This is a genomic window from Sorangium sp. So ce375, from assembly GCF_051473855.1.
GTDB lineage: Bacteria > Myxococcota_A > Polyangia > Polyangiales > Polyangiaceae > Sorangium.
The window spans coordinates 7,836,841-7,862,276 of record NZ_CP150335.1 but is presented as its reverse complement, the minus strand read 5'-3'; the positions used below and the strand labels follow the sequence as shown (position 1 = coordinate 7,862,276).

General features: G+C 70.3%; 12 protein-coding genes. 6 read left to right on the top strand and 6 right to left on the bottom strand.

Annotation, left to right across the window (positions count from 1 at the left end):
- Nucleotides 1–2 precede the first annotated feature (2 nt).
- Complete coding sequence (locus tag WME90_RS28925) at nt 3–524, bottom strand: hypothetical protein (protein WP_437275240.1); 522 nt, start codon at nt 522–524, stop codon at nt 3–5.
- A 571-nt stretch (nt 525–1,095) separates the two neighbouring features.
- On the opposite strand from WME90_RS28925, the gene WME90_RS28920 reads away from it, so the two are divergent.
- A complete protein-coding gene (locus tag WME90_RS28920; RefSeq protein WP_437275239.1) occupies nt 1,096–5,961 on the top strand; it encodes a hypothetical protein in 4,866 nt (1,621 codons plus the stop codon).
- Nucleotides 5,962–6,414: 453 nt separating this feature from the next.
- Complete coding sequence (locus WME90_RS28915) at nt 6,415–7,515, top strand: serine/threonine-protein kinase (protein ID WP_437275238.1); 1,101 nt, start codon at nt 6,415–6,417, stop codon at nt 7,513–7,515.
- 183 nt (nt 7,516–7,698) lie between these two features.
- On the opposite strand, the gene WME90_RS28910 is transcribed toward WME90_RS28915, so the two are convergent.
- Both WME90_RS28910 and WME90_RS28905 read right to left on the bottom strand, forming a co-directional pair.
- Complete coding sequence (locus tag WME90_RS28910; protein ID WP_437275237.1) at nt 7,699–8,922, bottom strand: glycosyltransferase; 1,224 nt, start codon at nt 8,920–8,922, stop codon at nt 7,699–7,701.
- Nucleotides 8,923–9,757: 835 nt separating this feature from the next.
- The gene (locus tag WME90_RS28905; protein WP_437275236.1) at nt 9,758–12,316 is read right to left on the bottom strand and encodes a collagen-like triple helix repeat-containing protein; all 2,559 of its coding nucleotides are present in this window, start codon (nt 12,314–12,316) and stop codon (nt 9,758–9,760) included.
- Between the two features lie 1,019 nt (nt 12,317–13,335).
- On the opposite strand from WME90_RS28905, the gene WME90_RS28900 reads away from it, so the two are divergent.
- Nucleotides 13,336–13,872 (top strand): GNAT family N-acetyltransferase, encoded by a 537-nt coding sequence (locus WME90_RS28900; protein ID WP_437275235.1) that lies wholly within the window; start codon nt 13,336–13,338, stop codon nt 13,870–13,872.
- 106 nt (nt 13,873–13,978) lie between these two features.
- On the opposite strand, the gene WME90_RS28895 is transcribed toward WME90_RS28900, so the two are convergent.
- Entirely contained in the window at nt 13,979–15,670 is a 1,692-nt protein-coding gene (locus tag WME90_RS28895; protein WP_437275234.1) for a trypsin-like serine peptidase, read from the bottom strand.
- 231 nt (nt 15,671–15,901) lie between these two features.
- Between WME90_RS28895 and WME90_RS28890 the strand changes: the two genes are divergently transcribed.
- The gene (locus WME90_RS28890) at nt 15,902–16,480 is read left to right on the top strand and encodes a TetR/AcrR family transcriptional regulator (protein ID WP_437275233.1); all 579 of its coding nucleotides are present in this window, start codon (nt 15,902–15,904) and stop codon (nt 16,478–16,480) included.
- Nucleotides 16,480–17,715 (top strand): MFS transporter, encoded by a 1,236-nt coding sequence (locus tag WME90_RS28885; RefSeq protein ID WP_437275232.1) that lies wholly within the window; start codon nt 16,480–16,482, stop codon nt 17,713–17,715. Before WME90_RS28890 ends, WME90_RS28885 begins: the two co-directional genes overlap by 1 nt.
- Nucleotides 17,716–17,878: 163 nt before the next feature.
- On the opposite strand, the gene WME90_RS28880 is transcribed toward WME90_RS28885, so the two are convergent.
- A complete protein-coding gene (locus WME90_RS28880; RefSeq protein ID WP_437275231.1) occupies nt 17,879–20,251 on the bottom strand; it encodes a hypothetical protein in 2,373 nt (790 codons plus the stop codon).
- A 657-nt stretch (nt 20,252–20,908) separates the two neighbouring features.
- On the opposite strand from WME90_RS28880, the gene WME90_RS28875 reads away from it, so the two are divergent.
- On the top strand, nt 20,909–22,483 hold the full coding sequence (locus WME90_RS28875; RefSeq protein WP_437275230.1) for a protein kinase domain-containing protein: 1,575 nt from the start codon (nt 20,909–20,911) through the stop codon (nt 22,481–22,483).
- 15 nt (nt 22,484–22,498) lie between these two features.
- On the opposite strand, the gene WME90_RS28870 is transcribed toward WME90_RS28875, so the two are convergent.
- Complete coding sequence (locus WME90_RS28870; protein ID WP_437275229.1) at nt 22,499–25,429, bottom strand: TonB-dependent receptor domain-containing protein; 2,931 nt, start codon at nt 25,427–25,429, stop codon at nt 22,499–22,501.
- Nucleotides 25,430–25,436 lie beyond the last annotated feature (7 nt).

Genomic DNA, 25,436 nt, shown 5'->3' with positions numbered 1-25,436 from the left:
CCTCACGCCTCGACGCCGGCCCGCCTGAGGAAGGCGAGCGCGGGCCCGAGCGCATAGGCGGGCGCCCTGCCCAGGCGCAGCTGCTCCCCGGTCGACAGGTGGAGGAGCAGCCAGCGCGGGGTGAGGCCCGGCTCGTCGACGTCCGTGTCCGAGGCCGGCGGGGTCGAGACGCCGACGATCGCCTGGATCGGGAGGATCCGCCGGAAGCCGCGGCCCTCTTGGATGAGCTCGGCGCGCTCGAAGTCGAGGCGGAACAGGCCGTGGAGCCGGCGGCGGCGGCGGACGGCGAGCAGCGCGGCGGTGGCGCCGGCGGCCCATGTGCCCGCGATGAAGAGGATGGGAAAGGGCGCAGCGCGCGACGCCACGATGCCTGCCACGATGACCGAGGCGATCAGGGCGAACGCGGCGACGCGACGGACGGCGAGGTCGAGGCCGTCGCCACGGCACTCGCAGACGAGAACGGCGGGGCCTTGCGCCAGGATGACGCCGTCGGTGTTCGAGAGCAGGACGTCTCCGTCAGACACTGCGGGCCTCCCGATCGGGTGAGGTGGTCGAATACCGCAGGCTCGGGGGCGAGGCGAGGGGCGGCGAGACGGGGGTGCCGAGCCGCCCGGCCCCCGGCCACGAGCTCCCTCACCGGGGGCCTGCCGCGTGCGACGGGAACAGTCGAGCCGTTGGCTGCTTGGAACAGGCGTTGAACACGGCCCGTCCCCCGCTCCGCCCACGAGCACCCTCGCCGGGGGCCTGCCGCGTGCGACTGGAACAGTCGAGCCGCTGGCTGCTTGGAACGCGCGTTTTCCGTCCGTGCATGGAGAGGCGCGGGAAAAGGGGGGAGCGGTCGTCAATCGCTTAACGCCCGGCGGCGCAGCGCGGCCGCGCGAGGAGAGGGGCGCGAGGGGGAAAGGCACCGAATGCCCATGGATTGGCCAGGAATGGCGGGGGGGTGGCGCGCGTGGTACGTGGTATGCCGCTGTGCCGGCGAGGGCGAGCAGGCACGCCCCTCGCGCGACCGGGGCGGTCGTCACGGCGACTGACGCCGAGGTTCTCATGGGGGCATGCACGCTCGGGACCGAGCTGCCAGAGGAGGACTCTGCGATGAGTTGGATTGTGAGACAGGCATTGCTCGCGGCAGCGGTGAGCTTGATCGCGAGCTGCGCCGAGGAGCGGCCGCCCATCAGCCAGGTTCAGGCGAACGCGCTGGCGAAATCGTTCTTCGTCGGCGCCGATCTGCAGAGCAGGGAGGACGATCCCGAGTTCTGGGCGCGGACCACGGTGGTCGACGTGGGGTACGGCGCGTCGCAGGACGGGCTCTTCTCCTCCTCGTACGCGCAGGCAGACGTCGCGCGCATCAAGTGGGTCATCCAGGAAGACCTGCTGCTCGGGCGCCTCACCTACGAGCGCGTGAACGACTCCGACGGCAAGGGCGCCGGCGCCGCCACGGACGACGGCGTCGTGGTCGTCGCCTACAAGATCCTCTCGCACTTCGACATCCAGCGCGACTACAACCGGGCGACGGGGGAAGAGAGCAACGTCGTCGTCGAAAATACGACCGACCGTCCATGGTATGAGCGTGAGTACATGCGGGTCGACTGGTCGAAGAACCTGAACGTCGACTCCTACGACTTCGACACGCTGTCGCTCATCGGCATCTACGGCGGCGTGCAGTACGAGCCGCTCTCCTACTACGTCAACGACCCGAGCCACCCCGACGCGCCCCACTTCGACGCCGAGGAGGGATATTTCGACGTCACCAACAAAGCCTTCGCGGTGCCGCAGCTCGTCGATCTCAGCCACCTCGGGTGGGGCATCGACAGCTTCCCGGCCTGCATGCTCGACACGGACTTCGCGGGCGGCACGGCGCCGGTCGGCTCCTGCAACCCGGTCGAGATCACCCTCCGGCAGTCCTTCCGGCGCGTCGTCGATCGGGACTACGAGCCGGCCGAGTGGGACGGCTACCGGTTTCGAGCGTACGGCGCGTTCGTGCGAGAGCGCTTCGGGTACGCCCGCAACTACGGCATGAGCGACGCCAAGTGGCACCGCATGATCTCCCGCTACAACATCTGGGAACGCAGCCACTACTACGACGATCCCGAGACCATGACGGGCGAGATCCCGTGCTTCACGCCCGAGACGACCCCCGTGGGCGCAGATCCGCACCGCGACGAGGACAAGAACGGGACCGAGGACGAGTGCGAGGCCGTCACCGGGGCCATGATGGACTGGGGCGGAGGGAGGGAAGCGGTGGGCCCCGGCTCTCGGTGCGATACCTTCAAGCAACGGTGCACCCTGCCCTACCAGCGGCGGAAGGCCGTGGCGCAGCCGTGGTACGTGACGTCGAACAGCAACCCCGACTATTTCACCGCCACGGACTGGGCAGCCCACGAGTGGGACGTCGCCCTGCGCAGCGCCGTCGTCACGGCCAAATACGCCGAGTGCGTCCGGACGCTGGGCGACGCAGCGCGCTGCAGCGAGGCATTTCCGGTCTACAACGGGCAGATGGACGACAACGCCGACGCCATCGCCCTCGCGCGCGAGGTCGACGCGTGCCGGCGCGGCGCGGCGCGCGAGGGGCAGCGCTGCGAGGCCGTCGCCGACGAGATCGGCGCGCGGCGCGGGTACTCGAGGGGCGTCATCGCGCTCGCGAAGATGCCCGAGATGATCGTGCTGTGCCACAGCCCGGTCGAGTCCGCCGACCCCGAGGCGTGCGGCGGCCCGCGGCTCCCGGAGGCCGTGACCGCCAGGATGTGCAGCGACGAGCGCCACAAGGCGGCGGGGCGGGATCCCGAGCTGATGAGGGCGTGCGGCGCGGCGCTGAACGCGCGAACCGGCGATCTGCGCTATCACCAGATCAACAACTTCGAGGCGCCGCAGGCCCCCTCCGCCTGGGGCATCTACAGCGACTCGGAAGACCCGCTCACCGGCGAGAAGGTCGCGTCGAGCATCAATGTCTGGACACACGTCGACGATATCTGGAGCCAGGGCGTCGTGGACACGGCCCGCTACATCAAGGGAGAGCTCAAGACCGAAGAGGTGACCGACGGAGATTACGTCCGCGACTGGGTGCAGGCGAGCGAGGGGGCGTCGAGGGGCGGCGCGCTGCCGCGGTTCACGCGGGAGGAGCTGGCCCGGCGGATCGCCCGGACGGCCGGGGTGGACGAAGCGGTCACCTCCGACGGCGCCGGCCAGATGGTGCGCAATCCGGCGCTGCGCGAGAGCCTCCGAAAGCTCGCGAAGGAAGCGCGCGGCATCGCGGCCGACGCCACGGCGCCGGACAGCATGCGCGCGATCTACGAGGCGCGCCGCAGATCCGCGGCGGGCACCGAGCTCGAGGCCGAGCTCACGACGAAGGCGATCCAGCAGCTCACCGGCGTCGAGGGGCTGCCGCTCACGGACGAGGTGATGCGCTTCGCCTCGCCCCTCCGAGGGGCGAACCCGAGCGTGCGGCGCGAGCTCGGGAACCTGAAGGAGATCGCGCTCGCCGAGCGCGGCGCGTGCGTGATGCGCGAGGCGCCGGCGCCGCTCGCGAGCGCCGATCTGGCGGATCTCCTCGAGGAGAAATTCGCGAACAAGTACGGACGCTTCGGCGAGGGGGACGCCGCGCAGGAGGCGAAGCGCGCCGAGGCCATGCGGCGGTACCTCGCGCAGCGCGTGCACTACTCGGTGGTCCTCCACGAGATGGGCCACTCCGTCGGGCTGCGGCACAATTTCGTGAGCTCTTCCGATGCCTGGGGCTACCGGCCGCAGTACTGGCAGCTGCGCACGAGCAACGGGCGGGTGAAGACGCCGTGCGAGACGCTCTCGGACGACGGCGAGGCCTGCGTCGGGCCGCGGTACTACGACCCTGTCACCGACGACGAGCGGAAGAACCTGATCTGGATGTTCATGCAATCGTCGACGATGGATTACGCCGGCGAGCCCACGCAGGACCTCATGGGGCTCGGCGCCTACGACTTCGCCGCGGCGCGCATGTTCTACGGCGACGCCGTCGCCGTGCACGCCGACCCGAGCTACAAGGCGACGACCCCGCGCGGCAAGGGCATGCTCGCGAAGATCGACGACTTCGGCGGCATCCTCGGGTTCCAGCCCGAGTACGACGACGAGGACATCCATTACTCCGACCTGCAGAACAAATTCGAGCTGATCCAGCCGAGGAGCTGCGTGGAGGTCGACCCGAGCGCGTACGTGCCCTCGGACTGGGACGAGGAGCGGGACGGCGTCTGGAGCCCCTTGCTCGACGGCCAGATCGTGTCGATCGGCGGCAAGTACACGCGGTGCCGGCAGCAGAAGGTCGATTACGTGACGTGGCGCGCGCTGGCGACGCCGAAGGACGTGAAGGGGCCCTCGGTGGACCCGGCGGGGCGGACCCGCGTGCCCTATGGCTTCGCGACCGACCGGTGGGCCGACCTCGGCAACCTGAGCGTGTACCGGCACGACAACGGCGCGGACGCCTACGAGCTCTTCAACTTCTTCGTCACGCAGCAGGAGGTGAATCACATCTTCGACAACTACCGCCGCGGCCGGCAGGCCTTCAGCGTGCGCGCGGCGTCGGAGCGGACCCTGAACCGATACAACGCGAAGATGCGCGACGGCGCGAAGGGCCTCGGGCTCGTCATGAACATCTACCGCGAGTTCGCGCTGGACCGCGGCTACGACTTCGACACCTTCTGGGTCCAGGCCGCGAACAACCTCTTCAAGGAGAACACCCTCGCGGCCGGGATCGCGTTCGATCACTTCGCGCTCCAGCTGGCGCGCCCCCAGCCGGGGGAGCACTTCCTCCCGAAAGGAGAGACCGTCCTCCGGTCATCGAGCGACGTCTTCGGCGATCCCGGCGATGCGCTGGTGGTCGTCCCGAACGGCGCGACGGGCTATTTCGGCGACATCGCCCTTGGAGGCAAGCCGCTCGAGAACGCGCTCGCGGAGGACAAGGGCGAGTACGACTCGTCGTACACGATGAACGCCGGCGCCTATTACGACAAAGCGTGGGTGTCGATGCTGATGACCGAGTCGGTCGACAACTTCATCAGCGACTCGCGGCACGACTTTCTCGACGCGCGCTACCGCGCGGTCTCGCTCGCCGACGTCTTCCCCGAAGGGTACCGCCGCTGGCTCGGCAACAACCTCACGGGGGATGACGCCATCAAGGGCGTGCGCGTCGAGGCGGACCAGCGCGGCCGGCCGCTCAGGGACGCGAGCGGGTACCCCGCCGGCGCGCTCGGCTGGACCTCGTGGTGGGCCGAGAGCGGGCCGGAGAGCTGCTTCCCCGGCGCCGGCAGCATCGTCTGCAGCTCGTACGGCGCGGTCGACAGCTCGCCGTGGAACCCGCGGGCCCCGGCCAAGGTCGCCATCCTCGACCCGCAGGTCGGCTGGGAGCAGCAGAAGTTCCTCATCGCATGGACCCTCCTCTACCTGCCCGAGAACCAGAAGGAGAAGTGGCTGGACATGATGCGCGTCTGGGAGATCGGCGCAGACACGGATCCCGGCTTCCCGAGCCGGATCGAGCTCCATCATCCTTCCGGGAAGGTGTTCGTGGCGAAGGCGTACGGGACCGAGACCGTCTTCGGCAAGGTCGTGCAGAAGGGCATCGGCGCCCGCGTCCTGGAGTATGGGAATGAGCTCCTGGCGAAGGCGTATGTCACGGAGCCGGGGCCCGACCTCGACGGCGACGGCAAGGCGGACTGGCACAAAGTGAAGCTGAGCCCGGAGAGCGGGCAGCCGATCGTGCGGTGGGATCCGACGATCGCCGCCATCGCGGACGACGGCGAGGTCCTGCGGGAAGGCGTGCCCGGCTGCAAGGCGGACGCCGACGCGGACGATGACGACTTCAGCGATTTCTACAAGTGCACGTGCTCCTCGAACCGCGCCTGCAGCGCGCTCGAGAGCTACGTCTCGGTCCCCGTCTTCATCCGGCAAGCGCTCTCGGCGTTCAAGCTGGGTGACCCGACCATGAAGGGCCTCCACTGAGCTCAAGCCCTCGCGATGTTCATCACGTCCGATCACGTCCGATGACCTCCGAGTACGTCCAGCTGCTCTTTCACAAGGACGAGAGGAGGCTCTGCGGTACCACAATGGTCGGGGCATCTTGCCGCATGGGGCGATTCGCCCCATGCGGCCGCGCCATGGGCCGCGGTGCGCGAGGCGCGCGGTGGCGTGGCGCAGGGTTTGCTGAACTTTTCCGATGAAATGACGTGTTGTTGGCTACCGCCGCACCCCCGCGGCGCCTGTGTCGGTAACGCAGGGCGGCCGGGCGGGTCGCGGTGTCGGCGAGCTGCGCCCCGAACCTGCTGTCGCGGAGCGCCGATTCGATCGTAGCGCTGTCGCTGGGACACGGGAAACGCAGAGCAGAGAGGCCGTCCTGCGTCGCGCGTCGCGAGCGCCGGGAGGGCCGTTGGCCCGAGGGCACGGAGAGGACCAGCGATGGACTTCGAGAATGTCACGCATGTCCAGAGAGCGCAGGCACAGGTGGGAACGTCGCTCAACGGCGTGTGGCGGCTGGACGCGCTGATCGGCCTCGGCGGCATGGCGGCCGTGTATGCCGCGACGCATCGGAGGGGCCATCGGGTCGCGATCAAGCTGCTGCACCCCGAGAGGGCGAGGGACCGGAGCGAGCGCGCCCGGTTCCTCCGCGAGAAGGCCATCGCGCAGACCGTGGATCACCCCGGGGTCGCCGCGGTGATCGCGGACGACGTGACCGAGGACGGCGTGCCCTTCCTCGTGATGGAGCTCCTCGAGGGAGAGACCCTGCTCCAGCGCTGGAAGGCGCAGAGGGGGCCGCTCCCTGCTGCCGAGGTCCTCTCGCTGAGCGAGCAGATCCTGGAGGTGCTCACGGCCGCGCACGCGAGGGGGGTCGTCCACCGGGATCTGAAGCCCGACAACATCTTCCTCACGCGGGATCGCGGGGTGAAGATCCTCGATTTCGGCATCGCTCGCCTGGGGGTCCCCTCGGGGCAAACCTCCCTTGTGGGGCTTCGCGCGATGGGCACGCCGGCGTACATGCCGCCCGAGCAGGCCCGCGCGCGGTGGGACCTCGTCGATGCGCGGACGGACCTCTGGGCGCTGGGCGCGACGATGTTTTCGCTGCTCACGGACCGGTATGTGCAGGAGGCGCCGACGGTCAACGAGCTCTTCTTCCTCAGGATGACCTGCCCGATCCCGTCGCTCGCGCGGATCGCGCCGTCGATGGTCCCGGCCGTGGTGCGGGTGGTGGACCGCGCGCTCGAGTTCGCGCAGGCGGATCGCTGGCCGGATGCGCGATCGATGCTCGCGGCGGTGCGCCAGGCGCACGCCGCGCTCGCGCTGCCCCGGAGCACGCTCGTGCCGCCGCCGCGGAGCACGCTCGTGCCGCCGCCCCGGAGCGCGCTCGCACCGGCGAGGGACGTGCGCGACCGCGGCGCGCTGGACGAGCGGTCGCAATCGGGTCGCCTCCAGGCGCGGGGTTCCCGGGCGTCGTCGCTCTCGCCGCCGCGGTCGCTCTCGACGATCCCGTGCGCGCGCTCGACGATCCCCCGCGCGCCTTGACGCGAGCGTCGAGCAGCGACGGCGGGCGCGCGGAGCCGGGCGACAGGCTCGCTCGCGCCCTCCGTGGGTCGCTCGCGTGCGTGGAGCTGGAGTCGAACCGGCGAGCTGCTCGCTGGGGGATGGATTCGAGCGGCGAGCTGCTCGCTGGGTGACGGATTCGAGCCGGCGAGCAGCTGGCCGGGCTTACGCGCTCAGGCCGGCGAGCAGCTCGCTCGGCCGCAGCACGCCTCGCCGATCCGACTCGCGCCGGACGATGAGCGTCTCGTAGATATCCATGTAGCTCGCCATCATGCGCTCCGCCGAGTAGCGCCCGACCGCGAGCTTCCTTCCGCGCTTGCCCATCGCCTGGGACCACATGGGATCGCCCTTGAGCGTGGCGAGCTTGGCGGCGAGCGCGCCCTCGTCCTCCGACGGGACGAGGAAGCCTGTCTCCCCGTCGGCGATCAGGGCAGGGATGCCGCCCACGGCGGTCGAGACCACGGGCAACCCCGTGGCCATCGCCTCGACCATGGAGAGCGGGAGCCCCTCCGACTTCGACGACAGGACGAAGACGTCGCTCGCGGCGAGGAGCTCCGGCACGTCGTGCCGTTCGCCGGCGAAGATCACGCGGTCGCCGATGCCGAGCCCTCCGGCGAGGTCGCGCAGCGAGGCCGCTTCCGGCCCGTCCCCGACGAGGAGGAGGCGCGCGTCGTCCGAGTTGCCCGACAGGATCCCCGCGGTCGCCGCCGCGCGGAGCAGGAGCGCGTGGTTCTTGACCTGCGACAGGCGCCCGACCGCCCCGGCGACCCACGCGCCCTGGGGGATCCCGAGCTCGGCTCGGATGCGGTGCCGGGCCGCGGCGTCCGGCCGGAACCGGGAGAGGTCGATGCCGTTCAAGACCACATGGAGCTTCGAGCTCGGCACCTCGTTGTGCTTCAACATGAAGTCGGCCGTCGACTGCGACACCGCCACGTGCGCGTCGGCGAGCTTGGCGGCCATGTGCCGCAGCCACGCCCTGCGACCCTGATCGAACATCGCGCCGTGCAGCGTGTGGCACACGGGCACGCGGTGCAGCCGGCCCGCGGCCGTCGCGTAGATGAGCGGCTGCTGGTTGTGCGAGTGCACGATGGAGACACCGTGCTTGGCGAAGAGCGCCGCGAGCTTCCCGGGGAGCTTGATGTCGAAGCCGGAGCGCTTGGGCAGCATGTGCACCGCGACGTCGCGCTCCCGGAGCTGCGCCGCGCGCGGCCCGTCGGGGTTCGTCTCGATGCCGACGACCATCACCTCGTGCCCCGCGGCGCGCTGCAGCCCGGCCAGATCCACCACGACCTGCTCGGCGCCGCCCACCTGGAAAGAGTTCAGCACGTGCGCGATCACGAGGCGCTCGTGGCGTGCTCGGGGCATCGTCGCAGGCGCGGTGGTCTTCATAGCGTAATCTATGCTCATGGTTCCCCTCTGGGGTGCGCTTCGGGCGCATGTGGTCCGATCTGAGAGAAACCCCTCCTTCGCGTGCTCATGCAGCGGGGCAAATTACCACAGGGTCCACACACGAAACGAGGAGAAATCTCTGTGTGCGCCTCGATATGCGTGGCACCGCTGGATTGAAGTGAGGGGAATGCCTTCATCGGCCTGTCCGCTGACTACGTGCAATGACGCTTGTGGCAGATGGCGACAGCTGAGACAAAGAGCGTCACGGCGGCTTCACATGGTCGCCACGACGGCTCGCCCCGATCCAGAACAGCAGCTGTGCCGTGTCGACATTTCGGCAGAACTGACCGAACGCCGCGTATCTTCCGCGCCGTGGGCGAATTGGAGGTCCGCGCTGTCACAGGCCAGGAAGTCATGCGAAAAGCGTGCAAGCTGCGTTACGCCTTGGTTGGATATATTCGTCCGAGGTGGCTGATGGTGGTCGGGTAGGGGCAACCGTCGCTTTTGTGGGTGAATGTGCGGTGGGCGCCTCCCTGGCGGGCGCGGGCGCCGCTGCGGCGTGTGGCGCAAGGCGTTCAGGGGCGGGCCGCGACCTGGTCCGGCGCATCGCTGACCATGGCCTGGCTCCTGGGAGCGCAGGCGGGCCGCGATGGCTTGCAGGGTGGGCGGTGGGTGGGGTTGTGTGCGCGGGGCCGCTGCCGTGCGGCGTGCGGGGAGCCAGGTGAGGCGCGGAGCCAGCTGTCCCCTCTCCTCGGGCAGTGGTGGAGGAGCAGGGGACAGCTGGTCGAGGGGTGGGCTCGTGCTCACTCGAGCACGGCCCTCCGCTCTTCCGGGATCAGCGCTCGGGCACCTCGGCGCAGACCGCGAAGGTGGTCAGCGTCACCGTCTGCGCCTTCTTGCCGAAGCCGCTCTCGAAGACGGCGGTCGAGGTCCAGCCTGCGCGGCCTTCCGCGGCGGCGTCGAACGGCGAGTTCTCGACCACCCTGCTGGTCCCCTGCGCGGCGCCGGTGATTGAGAATCCGCCGCTGAGCACGACCTCACCCGCGTTGCAGAGCGCCTTGACGTTGACGAACGCGCTCGCGGGCGCCGCCTCGCGCGTCACGGAGACCACGTGGATCTTCGCGAGCCCGGGCGATCCGGCCGGCCCCTGCGGGCCGCGCTCGCCCTTGGGTCCCATGGGCCCAGCGAGGCCCTGGGGACCGCGCGCGCCGTCGGCACCCTTGAGGCCCTGAGCGCCGTCGACGCCCTTGATGCCCTGGAGACCGATGATGCCCGCGGGCCCCTGGGCGCCGCGCTCGCCCTTGGGTCCGGCCGGGCCTTGCGGACCGACCTCGCCCTTGGGGCCAGCGGGACCCTGAGGACCGCGCGCGCCGTCGGCACCCTTGAGGCCCTGAGCGCCGTCGACGCCCTTGAGGCCCTGGAGACCGATGATGCCCGCGGGCCCCTGGGGGCCGCGCTCGCCGCGCTCGCCCTTGGGTCCCATGGGGCCAGCGGGCCCCTGAGGACCGAGCTCGCCCTTGGGCCCGGCGGGACCCTGAGGACCGCGCGCGCCGTCGGCACCCTTGAGGCCCTGAGCGCCGTCGACGCCCTTGATGCCCTGGAGACCGATGATGCCCGCGGGCCCCTGGGCGCCGCGCTCGCCGCGCTCGCCGCGCTCGCCCTTGGGTCCCATGGGGCCAGCGGGTCCCTGAGGACCGAGCTCGCCCTTGGGGCCAGCGGGACCCTGAGGACCGCGCGCGCCGTCGGCACCCTTGAGGCCCTGAGCGCCGTCGACGCCCTTGATGCCCTGGAGACCGATGACGCCCGCGGGCCCCTGGGCGCCGCGCTCGCCGCGCTCACCCTTGGGTCCGACCGGGCCTTGCGGACCGACCTCGCCCTTGGGGCCAGCGGGACCCTGAGGACCGAGCTCGCCCTTGGGGCCAGCGGGACCCTGAGGACCGCGCGCGCCGTCGACGCCCTTGAGGCCCTGAGCGCCGTCGACGCCCTTGAGGCCCTGAGGACCGATGTGCCCGGCGAGCCCCTGGGGGCCGGGTTCGCCACGCTCGCCCTTGGGTCCCATGGGCCCGGCGGGACCCTGAGGACCGCGCGCGCCGTCGGCACCCTTGAGGCCCTGAGCGCCGTCGACGCCCTTGATGCCCTGGAGACCGATGGTGCCCGCGGGCCCCTGGGCGCCGCGCTCGCCGCGCTCACCCTTGGGTCCGATCGGGCCTTGCGGACCGACCTCGCCCTTGGGGCCAGCGGGTCCCTGAGGACCGAGCTCGCCCTTGGGTCCGACCGGGCCTTGCGGACCCATCTCGCCCTTGGGTCCGACCGGGCCCTGCGGACCCATCTCGCCCTTGGGTCCGACCGGGCCCTGGAGACCACGCGCGCCGTCGACGCCCTTGAGGCCCTGAGGACCGATGTGCCCGGCGAGCCCCTGGGTGCCGGGCTCACCGCGCTCGCCCTTGGGTCCCATGGGCCCGGCGGGACCCTGAGGACCGCGCGCGCCATCGGCGCCCTTGAGGCCCTGAGCGCCGTCGACGCCCTTGAAGCCCTGGAGGCCCTGGGGACCGATGAGCCCCGCGGACCCCTGGGGGCCGGGTTCACCGCGCTCGCCCTTGGGTCCCATGGGCCCGGCGGGACCCTGAGGACCGCGCGCGCCATCGGCGCCCTTGAGGCCCTGAGCGCCGTCGACGCCCTTGAAGCCCTGGAGGCCCTGGGGACCGATGAGCCCCGCGGACCCCTGCGGGCCGGGTTCACCGCGCTCGCCCTTGGGACCTTGCGGACCCTGAGGACCGCGCGCGCCGTCGACGCCCTTGAAGCCCTGGAGGCCCTGGGGACCGATGAGCCCCGCCGTGCCTGCCGGACCCTGCGGGCCGGGTTCGCCGCGCTCGCCCTTGGGACCTTGCAGACCCTGCGGACCGCGCGCGCCGTCGGCGCCCTTGAGGCCCTGAGCGCCGGCGACGCCCTTGAAGCCCTGAGGACCGATGAGCCCCGCCGTGCCTGCCGGCCCCTGCGGGCCGGGTTCACCGCGCTCGCCCTTGGGTCCCATGGGCCCAGAGGGCCCCTGCGGACCGCGCGCGCCGTCGGCGCCCTTGAGGCCCTGAGTGCCGTCGACGCCCTTGAGGCCCTGGAGGCCCTGGGGACCGATGAGCCCCGCCGTGCCTGCCGGCCCCGCGGGCCCCTGGGCGCCCGGTTCGCCGCGCTCGCCCTTGGGACCTTGCGGACCCTGGGGACCGCGCTCGCCCTGGGGACCGCGCTCGCCCTGGGGACCGCGCTCCCCCTTCAGCATCTGCTGCTGCCCCACGTACCCCTTGCCCTTGCCGGGCAGGTGGTGCCCCATCTCGTCCGACGCACCGGCCTCCGCATTGACCCCTGGCGAATCGCCGGCCCAGCTCGCGCCTGCGCTGGCCATCACACCGGCAAACCCGGCGACGATTCCAGCAGAAACCGCACTCGCTCGATACTTTCGCATGTGACTCCGCCTTTCTATCGATTCCGAGCTTCAATGCGCTCGACCCGCAGACAGCTATGTTCAGATGAGGTGGAGCCCAGCAGGCGAGTGAATCGGGCGAAGGCCGACTCCGGGACGGATCTCCGCCCGCGCCCCGCACCGACTCCTCGATGAGAGTCCCACCAATTGCCGGTACGAAAAGTCAGGGCGATGCGTCGATGCGGCACCCGACAGGTCGCGCCACGACGCGCGCGTGGCCGGGTGCGGCCAGCGCTCGAGGGCTCCAGTCGCCGACCCGCTGTGTCTAGAGCGATCCTAAGTTAATGGGGGCGGTTCACCAAGCCCTCGATGAGGGGTTGACGGCCACGAGGCTCGTCGAACCGCCGGCGCCCATTCGTCCTCGCGCCGGGGGAGCGCCGCGCGATCCGCGAAGGTGGTGGTATTGCAGATATCGAGGGTCGATCAGGGCGAACCCATGGAAAGACAGCAGCTCGCGTCCTCGAGCGCGCATCGGTGCCAAGCGAGCACCAACGCGAGAATCGGGAGACGGCCGCGCATGGAACCGGAAATGGCGAACACGGCGCTTGGCGAGGGCGCGCCCGGAGCGCTGCCGGCGGCGTGGGGGCCGGCGCGGCGAGCGCGCGGTGCGCTCGTCAAGCCGCGGCAGCATGGCTTCACTGGAACACCCGGCGCGACGACCTCGTGAGCGACCGACACGGCATCAGGAGCGACCGACATGGCATCGGGAGCGACCGATACGCCGTCGATGGCGACCCTCTGCAGCGGCCGGATCGGCGTCGACTCACCGGCGGCGGTCGCCGGCGGTCACCGTGACGCGCGGCCACGCACCGCATCACCGGCGCGTTGCGCCCCTCGTCATGTCCGGCGACGCGCGCCCGAGCCACGCGCGGCGGCGCCCCGTGGTGGGGGGCTCGCGCTCCAGCGCTGCACCGCCGTGGCGGACGGGGTAGGATTGCCGGGTGCCTGGCCTTCCCACCGATGATGACGACATTGCCCTCTTCTCGACGGAGCGCCTGGACCTCCGCCCGCACCGGCCCTCCGACGTCCCGTTCATGATGCAGCTGAACTCGGATCCCGAAGTGGTCCGGTACACCGGCGACGCCGCGTTCGCGAGCGACGATGAGGCGCGCGCGGTCGTCGCGCGGCTCGCGCGCCAGTTCGAGGACTACCGCATGGGCCGGCTCGTCGTTTCGGACCGGGAGACAGGGGAAAAGCTCGGCTGGTGCGGGCTGAGGTGGCACGACGACCACGGGGTCGCGGACCTCGGGTACCGCTTCTTCCGGAAGCACTGGGGCAGAGGCTACGCGACGGAGGCAGCCGCGGCGTGCATCCGGTATGCAGCCGAGGAGCTCCAGCTCTCCCGCCTCGTCGCGCACGCGATGCTCGAGAATGTCGCGTCGGTCAGGGTGCTGGAGAAGCTAGGGTTCCGACGGACGGGGCCGACCGTGTTCAAGGGGCTCGCGGCGGAAGGGTTCGAGCTCCTCCTGAGGGCCTGAGCCGCCTGCGCTCCGGCGCGCTGCGCCCGTCGCCCGTGAGGGGGCGCGCTCGATCACCTCCGGGTCGCCGATAAAGCGCGACCTTCGCGAGGAGGGGCGGAGGCGCTCAGTCGGGAAGCAGGTACTCGAACGGCTCCCCCACGTTGCCTACCCAGTCCGTCGGGCGCACGCAGAACCGGGCCGGCAGGTCGCGGGGGGCGACAAAGATGGGAAACCGCCTGTACCTGAGCCATTCAGCGGCCGGATCACCGCAGTCGGTCGTGTCTCGCGGGCCGAGGCGGTACTCGAAGTCGGCGAGCTCGGGCAGGGAGAAGATCGGCTCGACGCGCATGCCCTCGGTCGCGTCGCCCCCGCGCGAGAGCTCGGGCCGGCGCGAGGGCGGGGTCGTGTCGATCGTGGTGAGCACGACCGTGGGGAACGAGAGCGGCTGCCACGCGGCGTCCGGAGTCGCCGTCGGGCCGGCGAGGGCGCAGAGCAGGTGGACCCCCTCGGCCTCGGGCAGGACGAGGGCCGACAGCGCCTGGGAATCGAGCGTGATCGGCGCCGAGTAGCCCTCTTGCCGGCGGCAGTCGATCTCACCGGCGCGCCCCAGCTTGTAGCGGAAGAACCCGAGCCCGTCCCGCTCGCCGAGCGTCACATCCCAGGTGTTCGCCGCGCCGGTCGCCGGATCGCTCGGCCGCTCGCGGGGAAGGGGATAGGCCAGCACGTCGAGCGCCCGGCCGGCATCCAGCGCGCAGCCCTCGCGATCCAGCGCGAAGCGACCGTCGTCCCCGAAGCAGGCGCCCACGCCGGTCACGTCGATGGCGTAGCTCGCGCCCTCGGCCGACAGGCCGGGGGGCGCGTCGATCTCGCAAGGCCTGCCGAGGAAGCAGTCGCCGTCGGGCGGGCTCCCGAGGGTCGTGGTGTTGACGATCGCATAGACCCGCTGCGATCGATCCAGGACCGGCGAGCCGGAGCTGCCGTTCGCGATGCCGGCGCAGCGGTTCCGGTGCGCGTCGAACCAGTGCCAGCGGTGCTCGACGACATCGAAGGTGCCCTCCTCGGTGCAGCGAGCGCGCCGCAAAAACTCCACCTCGAGCTGCGGCGCGCCCACCACCGACACGGGCGCGCCTGGAGACGGCGCCGAGGGCGCGACGCCGAGCGCGACGACGCCGCGCGCCGCGAGCGCGCCGATCGTGGCGTCCAGCTCGACGACCGCGAGATCGGTGCCCTTCATCGTCGCGTAGCGGATCGTCCTCGCCGGGATCACCACCTGCGTCTCCTCCGTGTCGACGAAGTAGTTGAAGATCATCTGGAGATCCGGGGCCGCCTCGGTATCCACGAACACCGCGTTGGCCGCGGCCTCCGCGGTCCACTCGTGGGTACAGTGGGCGTTGGTCAGCACGTGCGCCGGCGCTTCCAGGCGCCCCGCAGGGTCGACGAGAACGGCGGTGCAGGCCCCGGAGCCCAGGCCGCCCCTCAGCCGTCCCACCGCCCTGAGAGGCGCGTTGGCCTCGTCCAGCCCCGAGAGGAGCTCGGATTCCCCGCCGCCTGGCCCGCCTCCGCCAGCGCTGCCAGCGCCGCCGTCTCCGCCCGCGCCGGCCTCTCCGCCGTATCCGCCTGCGCCGGCCTCTCCGCCTGTGCCGGCCTCTCCGCCTGCGCCGCCCGCGCCGGCGCTGCCGTGCCCGCTCGTACCCGAGCCGGCGCCGGCATGTCCGGCCGCACCGTCGGTCGGTGGCGGCGATGCGCAGGACGAGGAGACGAGGCCGGCGCAGGAGAGCAGCCCCGCGAGCATCAGCGTGGAAGGACGCGACGTCATCGATCGAGCTCCTTGGATGGCGAGACGCCGAAGCTTACTCGCCGCACCTGCGGCTCGGTCGGCGTGATCCTGCCCGAGCAGCCCGAGCGCCTCCTTGACACGCGGCTGAGGCCGCTCCATAAGTTGGTTGTACGACCAACCAACAAACTGACGCGCCAGCGCGCGCAGGGGTGCAGGATGCCTCGTCCGTCGAACACCGCGGAACGTCGAGCCCAGATCGCTCGCGCTCTCTTGAAGGTCATGGCGGAGCGCGGCTACGAGGGGGCGTCCATCGGGGCCATCGCGGCGGCGGCTCACATCGTGCCGGGGCTGGTCCACTACCACTTCGAGAGCAAGCGAGAGATCTTGCTCGCCGCCGTCGAGCTGCTCGCGCAGGACTACGAAGCTCGGATCGAGCGGTGCCTCGCTGTCGCGGCGGGCGATCCAGAGGCCGAGCTCCGCGCGTTCATCGACGCGCACCTGCGGGTGGGCGAGGGGGCCGACCCTCAGGCGCTCGCCTGCTGGATCTGCATCAGCGGCGAGGCGCTCCGGGACGCCGGGGTGCAAAAGGCGTTCGCGGGCGCGCTCGAGAGCGCGGTCAGGAGGCTCGCTGCCATCGTGCGGCGCGGCGCGCGGGAGCGGGTGTTCTCCCGCGCGCGGGTCGACGCGGACGCCGCGGCTGCGGCCATCGTGGCCACCATTCAGGGGTACTTCGTGCTCGCCGCCACGGCGCGCGATCTCATCCCCCCGGGCTCGGCCGCCGGCGCGACGTGGGCGATGGCGTCGGGGCTCCTGGGCCTCTCTTTCGGAACGAGGAAGGCAAGCCGCTGATGAGCTCTCCCCATCTGTCCTTGCGGCGGCTCGGGCTCTTGACGTCGCTCTACATCTGCCAGGGGCTCCCTTTCGGCTTCTTCACCCAGGCGCTCCCCGTCCTCCTGCGCAAGCAGGGGATCTCGCTCGAGGGCATCGGGCTCGCCTCCCTGCTCGCGCTCCCGTGGGCGCTCAAGTTCCTCTGGGCGCCGCTCGTCGATCGCTTCTTCTCTCCCCGGCTCGGGCGTCGCCGCTCGTGGATCCTCCCCTTGCAGGCGCTCACGATCGTGGCGCTCGGGCTCCTCTCGCTGCGGGAGCCCGGTGAGGGGCTCTCCTCTGTGCTCGTGGCGGTGCTGATCGTCAATCTGCTCTCGGCAACGCAGGACATCGCCACGGACGGCCTGGCGGTGGACATGCTGGAGCCCGGCGAGCGGGGCTGGGCCAACGGCGTCCAGGTGGCCGGGTATCGGGCTGGGATGATCGTGGGAGGAGGGGCGCTGCTCGTCTTCTTCGACCGGCTGGGCTGGGGGCTGACCTTTGCGCTCATGGCCCTGGCGATCGCGATCCTGAGCGTCCCCACGCTGCTTGCCCGCGAGGTCGGTGGAGGGCGCGAAGGGGCTCGATCCTCCTCGGTCGCCGCCATTGCCACCTCGTTCTGGAGGCGCCCTCACGCGACGCGGGTGCTCGCGCTCATCGTCGTGTACAAGCTCGGCGACGCCTTCGCGGTCGGCATGCTGCGGCCGTTCCTCTCCGATCTCGGCCTCTCGCTCGCGGACATCGGCTGGCTGCTCGGGACGGTGGGCTTCGTGGCGGGGCTGCTCGGCGCGCTGGCCGGCGGGGCGCTGGTGCTGCGGCTCGGGCGGCGATCGTCGCTCGTCGGCTTCGCCGTCCTCCAGGCGGTGAGCGTGCTCGGGTACGCGTACGTCGCGCGCGCGGACACAGGGGTGCCGCTCTTGGCGGCGCTCTGCGCGTTCGAGCACTTCGCCGGGGGGATGGCCACGGCGGCGCTCTTCACGTGCATGATGGACTGGACCGATCCGGAGTGCGCCGCCACGGACTATACCCTTCAGGCGAGCGCGATGGTGATCGCCACGGGGGTCGCCTCGGCCGCCAGCGGCTTCTCCGCGGGGCGCCTCGGCTACCCGCTTCACTTCAGCATGGCGGCTGCGCTGGCGGGCCTCTCACCGATCCTCACGCACCTGCTGTTTCCGGGCGCGCGCTTCCCCGCGAAGATCGCGCTCGAGGAGGCTTCGTGAACACCTCGCTCGCCAGCACCCTGAGCCGCGTTGTTGCAGGTGATCGCGACAGTGCCCCCCGACAGGGGACGGAATGCTCGTTTCTGTCAACCAGCCTGTGCGCCGTGGCTTTACGGTGGGACGGCCGCTTCGAGGATCTCGGTTTTCGGATCGCGTTTGGATCTCAGCCCCCCGTGAGCTCGATCCTGTCCGTCAGCGGCGCGAGGTCGACGTGCAGGGCTGACAGTCCGCGCGGAACATGCGTGGGCTCGACGTCGAGCGAGAGCGCGAGCCTCGACGCCGTGAGCGTCGCGAGGCCGGTGCGCTCGTCGAGCCTGCCCCACAGCCCCGTGGTCACCACGCCCGCCGCGACGACCTTCTCCTGCTGCCGCTCGTCGACGAACGTCGCCTGCACGATGAGCACGGCGTCATCGATCCGGATCTGCCCGTCGCGCGCCGTCATGGGCGCGCCCGCCGACAAGAAGAGCTGCATCTCGGTGAGCCGAAGGGGCGGGACATCCTTGGTCTCGCGACCCTCGAGGTCGAGGCCGATGGGCAGGATGTCCCAAGGCGGATCGACGCGCCACTTGGGGTTGAAGGAGCCCGGGGTGCCGGCAATGATGTCGAGGCAGTCGTAGATGTCGAACTGGTGCTCGGCCGCGTAAGCCTCCTTCTCCGCCTGCGTGACCTCGATGGGCTTCTTCACGGCGATGGCCACATTGCCGCCCCAGGTCCGCACGGCGATGACGGGGTCGGGCGTCGAGGGATCGAAGGTCTTCGGGTCGTCGACGGCCTCGAGCCCGATGATCACGGGCAGGGGCAGCGTCTCATCGCCCGCCGGAGCCGGCTGCGCGTTTGGCGGTCCGACCACCGAGAACAGCCCTGTTTTGTCGATGAGCTTCGGCGGCCCACAGAGGAGGTTGTTGAAATGGCCGTCCACGTGCACGTTCGCGAAATAACCCTCCTCGATCGGATTACACGGGGTCGGCTGCTGCCAGAAGAAGTCGGAGGTGCTGAGCGTGGTCGGCGCAGGGAACGGCTCGGAGATGTCCATGTCGCCACCCACGAGGAGCGCCTTGAATTCAGGGAGCAGCCCGTCCGGGGGGCCGTCCGCCACGGCCAAGGTGGTGGCCTTCAAGGTCGCCGTGGCGTGGCCCGCCTCGAGAGCGGGGAGCGGCACCGGGATCGAGACCGACGCCCTGATCTTGTCGCCGCTCGGCGTGGACACCCACTCGAAGGTGAGCGGCTCCTGCGTGGGGAAGGCGAACTTCATGTTGCCGACGATCTCGTTGGCGATGGCCACGCCGTTCCCCACCTCGACGGGCGGCACCATGAACGCGAGCAAGCAGAGGGTGAGCTGCGCCTCCTCGATGGCCAGGTCCACGTACCCGCTGCCGACGATGTGGCGGCCGTCCGCCGAGAGCGAGAGCGGCAGCTGGACGTCGGCCTCCACGTCGACGTCGAGGTCGCCGATGCAGAACTGGAAGTCATCGCAGTAGTCGTCGCATCTGTTGGCCACGCAGGTGTACCCGCTGTTGCCGCAGTCGCTGTCCTCCTCGCAGGGCATCCCGAAGGCCCAGTTGTCCTCCGAGCCGCAGCTGTTCGGATCGCCGTTGTCCGAATGCTGCATCTTCACCTTGTTGACATCGGCGTGGAGTTGCAGGTCCAGGCGCGGCGAGCCATCCGCCATCTCGACGAGAGCGACCTTCACCTGGTCGACGGGCATTTGCATCGTGGAGAGCGTCTCGTTCGCGTCGGCGATACCGCTCTTGACCCGGTCGCGCACGAGCCCGAAGTCGAAGAACGCGCTCCAGTCGGTGCCGAGGCTCGGCGCCAGGGCGCTGCCGTCGTAAAACGCGCTCTGGGAGAGCGGCAGCCCGGAAAGTTTGCCGGTCACGATGCGCAGCGCGACGCGATCGCCGGGATCGACGCTGCCATCGGCAGAGCCATCCACGCTGATGCCGGCGTAGGCGATGGGCGCGTCCCCAGCCACGGGCGCGAGGTCCGCTGGATCGAGCGCGTTGCAGATGGGCGAGTCGTCGATGCCGAACATCGAGGGCGGCAGCGCAACCACGCCCTTCTCGATGCTCGTGATGGTGACGCACATGTCCTGCCCGTCGAATTCGACTGCGAAGGTGGCCGTCAGGTCAGCGACGTCGACGGTGGTCGTGCATCCCGGGGTCTCCGCGCACTTCACGCTCTTGAAGGTGGCCACGAACGGGAGCTCGCCGGACAGCCCCGAGTCCGGCGCGCTCTCGTCGCGCGTTATCATCGCGCCAGGCAGGAGGCTGCCGCTGGCGTCGCGGAACCGGGCGTACTCGAGGAGGTAAAGCGTCGGATCGCCGGGGTCGATCTGCGTCTCGCTCGGGCAGCTCAGATCCGCGGCGGCCTCGCCGGCGCTGGCGAAGAGCTGGAGCAGCCGCTCCTGCTCGAGCTGCACCTCCATCACGCGCCCGGCCTTGGCCTCCGTCGCGCCGGTGAGCGCGCTCATGAGCGCGAGCATCCCCGCCGCGTTCGCGACGTGCTTCTTGGATAACATCGGCTTCTTGTTGTTCATCGTGCGTTCCCCCTTCGTGCGCAGCATGCGAGGCGTGCGGAGAGCACGGCACGAACGATTCTCTTACTCATGAGCTCAACTCCTGGACGGTCGCCCAATCCGCTCGAGCGGCGCCGCGGTGCAATTGCAACACGCGTGCCCGGTCGATGACTCGCGGTGGGCTTGAGTCGCGCGAGGGACGTGGCGAGCGTCCGAAGCCAGCTAGGGGCATTCCAGCCGGCGGCTCCGGGGCGATGCCTCAAGGCGCGTTCGGGCTGACAGGATCGCGCGCGGCGAGCCTGCGGGGCGCTCGTCCCCTGGAAGGGACACCTGTCTCCAAAATGAGAATCCCCGAAACGGGACAGGGGCTTCGCCGCGTGGGCGCCACAGGGCGCTGCGGGCATCGCCTGACCGAGAACGCAGGCCAACCCAGGCGACTCGGGAGGGACGTTCTTGTACTCGAACCGCGTCCTCGGCATGCTTCATGGAGACGTGTTCGAATGGGAGATCCGAAACAAGCACACCAGCATCCAGATGCACCTCAACCGCGCTCGCGCGCCCTCCTCCATCGACTCCACCGCCGGTGCGTGACGCTTCCCCGGCAGGCGAAATTCCGGTGCGGCACGGTGGCCGTCCTGTTATTCTGCACGCTGCATGATCCGGGAAGGTGCCGCTCGGGTGCCCAGCGACGCCGAGACGGTCCCCGTCTCGGTGCGGAGGGGGGAGAGCATTGCCGAGCGCCTCCAGAAGTTTGACCCGGGCGCACGCTCGGAGGCGGCTCCGGTCGAGAATGTGCCGCTCGGGCCGGGCGACATCCTGGGGCACTATCGCATCCTTGGCCGCCTCGGCAGCGGCGGTATGGGGGACATCCATCGCGCGCTCGATCTCCAGCTGGAGCGCGAGGTGGCGCTCAAGGTCGCCTTGGAGCCCGTGGCCTCCGACCACGATGCGATGCTCCGCGAGGCGCGCGCGTTAGCCGCGCTGAACCATCCGAACGTGGTCACGGTCCACGAGGTCGGCGTACACGAAGGCTGCGCCTACATCGTGATGGAGCTCCTCCGTGGCGAGACCCTCCGGTCGCGCATGGACCGCGAGCGGCCTTCCCTGGTGGAGGCGTGCTCCTGGGCCTGCGATGTGCTGCGTGGTCTGTCCGCAGCCCACAGCGCATATATCGTCCACCTGGACATCAAGCCCGAGAACGTCTTCCTCACCAAGGACGGCCCCCTGAAGCTCATCGATTTCGGTGTTGCGCGGCGGAAGCGCACCGGCGCGGAGGAGCCCGATGGGATCGCCGGGACGATCGCCTACATGGCGCCCGAGCAGCTGCTCGGCGATCCGATCGACTTTCGGGCGGACATCTTCTCCTTCGGCGTCCTGCTCCACGAGCTCGTCACGGGGCGGCACCCGTTCCTTGGCCCGAACGTCGGGGCCACGATGCACGCGCTGCTCCAGGGCGACTTCTTCCAGGACGGCGCGGCGTTCGATCCGGAGGTCGAGGCCATCGTGCGCGCCTGCATGGAGCTCGAGCCGTCGGCACGGCCGCCGAGCTGCGCGCATGTGCTGGAGGATCTCCAGCGGGTGCTTCGCGCGCGAACCCACGAGCACCCGGCACAGGCGACGCTGGTCGCGAATCGCACGGTCGCGAGCGAGCGAACCGACGAGCCCCGGACGCAGGCCGAGTTCGCCCAGCAAACGACCGACATCGCGCCGGCGCCGAGAGCGCCCGCGGCGAAGAACAACCGCCTCCTGCCGATCCTCGGCATTGGCCTCGTGGCGGCCGCGGCGGCCTTTGCCGACACGGTCGGCACGAAAGAGGAAGCGTCGAGCCAGGCCGCCCCCCCAGCCCCCGCAACCCAGGCCGCGCGGAGCCAATACACCCTCGAGCTCGAATCGAGCCCGGTGGGCGCGACCGTGCGCGAGCGCGACAAGGAGCTGGGCAAGACGCCGATGACCATCGAGCTGGACGGCCTCGCCACAGCGCCCCGCGTCTTCACGCTCTCGCTGGCGGGGTACGTCGATTACACGTTCCGGCAAGAGCCAGCGTTCCGGGATATCCGCTTCGTCGCCACGCTGGCCCAGGTCCAGGCTGCGCCCGAGTCGGCCCCGCCGCCCACGTCCAAGCCGGCGAGCTCCGGCGCGAAACAGGCCCCGAAGAAGAGCCCTCGCAGCCCGCTGCCTACGAAGACCACCGCATCTGCCGCCCCGGAGCCGTCTCCTTCCGTCAGCACGCTCCTCTTCCGCCGCACTCGCTGACCTGGCGCGTCCTCTTCACGGATGCTGGAACGTGAGGTCGAACAGGACGGTGCGGCCGTTCTGGCGCGTGAGCCTGGAGCGGTACGAGGCTGCGTTGATATAGTCGTAGCGCTGGTCGGCGACGTTGTAGAGGCCGAGCACGTAGCTCAGGCCAAACCGCCGGGTCCCCCCCGAGAGCGTCACGTCGGCCGTGACGCTCTCGCGCGTCACCTCGTCGCCGCTCAAGGCGATCCGGCGCGGCGCTTCGAAGTTGATGCGCACGCCGAGGGAGGCGACCTCCTGGAGGACGGGCACGACGCCGCGGGCCGCAGCGAAGTGCTCGGGCACGTTGACGAGCCGCGGGTTTCTCTGGAGCGCGAGCTCATCGCCCGCGGGGAAGTACCGGGCGCGCTGGTAGCTGTAATGGGCGGAGAGGAACCAGCCCTGGCGCCACTCCCGGCGCACCTCCACGTCCGTACCCACGATGAGCGCCGGCTCGCTCCGGTTGACATAGCGCTGCGGGACCTCGGGCGCCGTGCTCGGCGCGCCCGTCTGCGGGTCCACGGTGATCGTGTTGATGATGTCCTCGACCCGGCTGATCCAGCTCGATCCGAGCACCGACCAGTCGTCGAGGAAGCGCTGGGAGAGCTCGATCTCGCCCGTGTAAATGTGCTCTGGCACGAGGAAGAAGCCCTTCTCCGGGTCCGTGGCCTTCACCTGCGCCCCGCCGGGCCCGTCGTGATAGAATTGCTCGTAGATGCTGGGCGTGCGGAAGGAGTTGCCGCCCATCAGCTTGAGGGTCGTCGCCTTCGCCGCCTTGACGATGACCGCGCCGCGGAAGATCGGCGTGCCGGTGTCCTTGCTCGGCCCGTCGTAGTCGAACCGGTTGTAACGGACGCCTGCCGAGAGGCGCAGCCATGAGGCCGCGCCCCAGTCCGCGATCATGTAAGGCGCGAACATGCGACTGGGGTGGTCCTCGTCCACGTACGTCGTGCCGTCCTCCTCGTAGCCGAAGATCGAGGCGACGGGGTGCTCCTGGACCTCGGCGCCGCCGGTGACGCGCAGGCCGTCGACCGGTATCCACGACAGGCGCCCCTCGGCGCCGAACCAGGTACCTTGCAGGCTGTCGGTCGAGAGGCCACTCTTAAAGGCGTACTCCCCGTCGTAGTTGTAATGGTTCAGGTGCGCCCGGAGGAGGAGCTGGAGCGACCGCGTGAGCTTAGGTTCGACGCGCACCTCGCCGAGGAACCGCTCGTCGAAGAGGAAGGTGCGCGCGTCATTGAATATCGTTCCATACGCGCCGATGGGCACGCGGTGCATGTTCTGGTTGTAATACCATTGCGCTGTCAGCGGGCCGGACCAGAGCCGCCCGGCCGTACCGCGCGCGCGGTGGAAGTCGACCCCGTTCGCCACGCTCGCGACGCCCGGCGAATCTCGCTGGTACACGGGGGAGTCGAAGCCATCCGAGGTCGACGCCGAGGCGCTGGCCCAGAGGCCGCTCTTCGGGGTGAAGTTCACATGGAACCCGGCGCGGCCGCGGATCACCGCGTTCTCATACGTGCCGACGCTCGCGTGCACCGAGCTCGGCTGGTCCTTGGTGCGGGGGACCATGTTGATGACGCCGCTCATGGCGTTCGCGCCGTACAGCAAGGATCCCGGGCCGCGCACGACCTCGATCCGATCGATGTCCTGGAGGTCGGGACGGCCATCCGTGCCGATGTACGTGCTGTTGAGCAGGTTGTCGTTGAGGATGGCGCCGTCCTGCAGCACGAGCATACGGTTGCCGTAATCGTTGGGCTCCCCGATGCCGCGGATGGACGCCGACAGGTACGTCCTGTCATTCGAGAGCGCCACGCCGCGGATGCCGCGCAGCGCCTCCCAGAGGGTCGGATAGCCGAACGCGCGGAGCTCCTGCCCGTCGATGACGGTGACAGAGGAGGGCGCGTCGTCGATGTTCTCCGTGAAGCGCGAGGCGGCGGCGACCTGGCGGAGCGGCACGAGCCGCAGATCCAGCAGCTGCGTCTGCTGATTCGCCTTGACCTCGATCACGCGCGCGATGGGGGCGTATCCGCGCAGGGTGACTTTGACCAGCCGCCACCCCACGGGGATGTTCTGCACCACGGTGGGCGTGAATCCGAGGGCCTTCCCGTCGATCTCGACCACCGCGTCGCGCTCGCTGGCTTGCACGACCACCGTGCCCGTGAGCGGGGTCATCGTGGCGATCGCCCTGACGGTCTCCCGGGCCATGACCAGGATCTGCTGCTGCGGCGCCTGATACCCGTCGCGGTGAAAGAAGAGGACGTGCGGGCCGGGGGCGATGGCGAAGGTGCACGGCGCAACGCACACCGGCGGGGCCCGCTCGTCGTCCACGTGGACGGCCGCACGCGGCGCGCCCTCGATGGCCACGTCGACGCTGCCGACGATGGGTTTGAGGACGAGCTGTACCCGGGTCTCGGAGCCGAGCTTGGCGGTCACGTCGTCGAGGGTGACGGGCTCGTGGCCGGGCAGCTCGACGATAACCGTGGTCTTGCCCTCGGCCATGGCGAGCGACCGGGGCGCTTGGCCGCGGGAGCCGAGGTCCTTGCGCTCGAGGTAGATTGTGGCGCCCGGCGGACTGGATTCGACGCGGAGGACGGCCACCTTGGTGCCAATGCGCTGGATGATCGTCTGGATGGTGGCGATGGTCTGAGGGTTGGTCTCGCCGTCGAGCGCGTCGACGAAGTAGCGGTACGCTTCGGCATAACGCTGAAGCTTCTCGTAGGTAAGGGCGATATTGAGGACGACGTTGTGGTTGGGGACGAGGCGGTTCGATTGGAGGAACTGCTCGAGGGCGGCGCGGTAGTCGCCCTTCTCATAGGCCTCGTTGCCGATCTCGAAGTGCAGGTCGGCCTCGTCCGCGGCGCCGTCCGCGCGAGCGGCGACGGGCAGGAGCAGGGCGGTCGTCGACGCCAGCGCCGCGGCAGCCACGACGCGA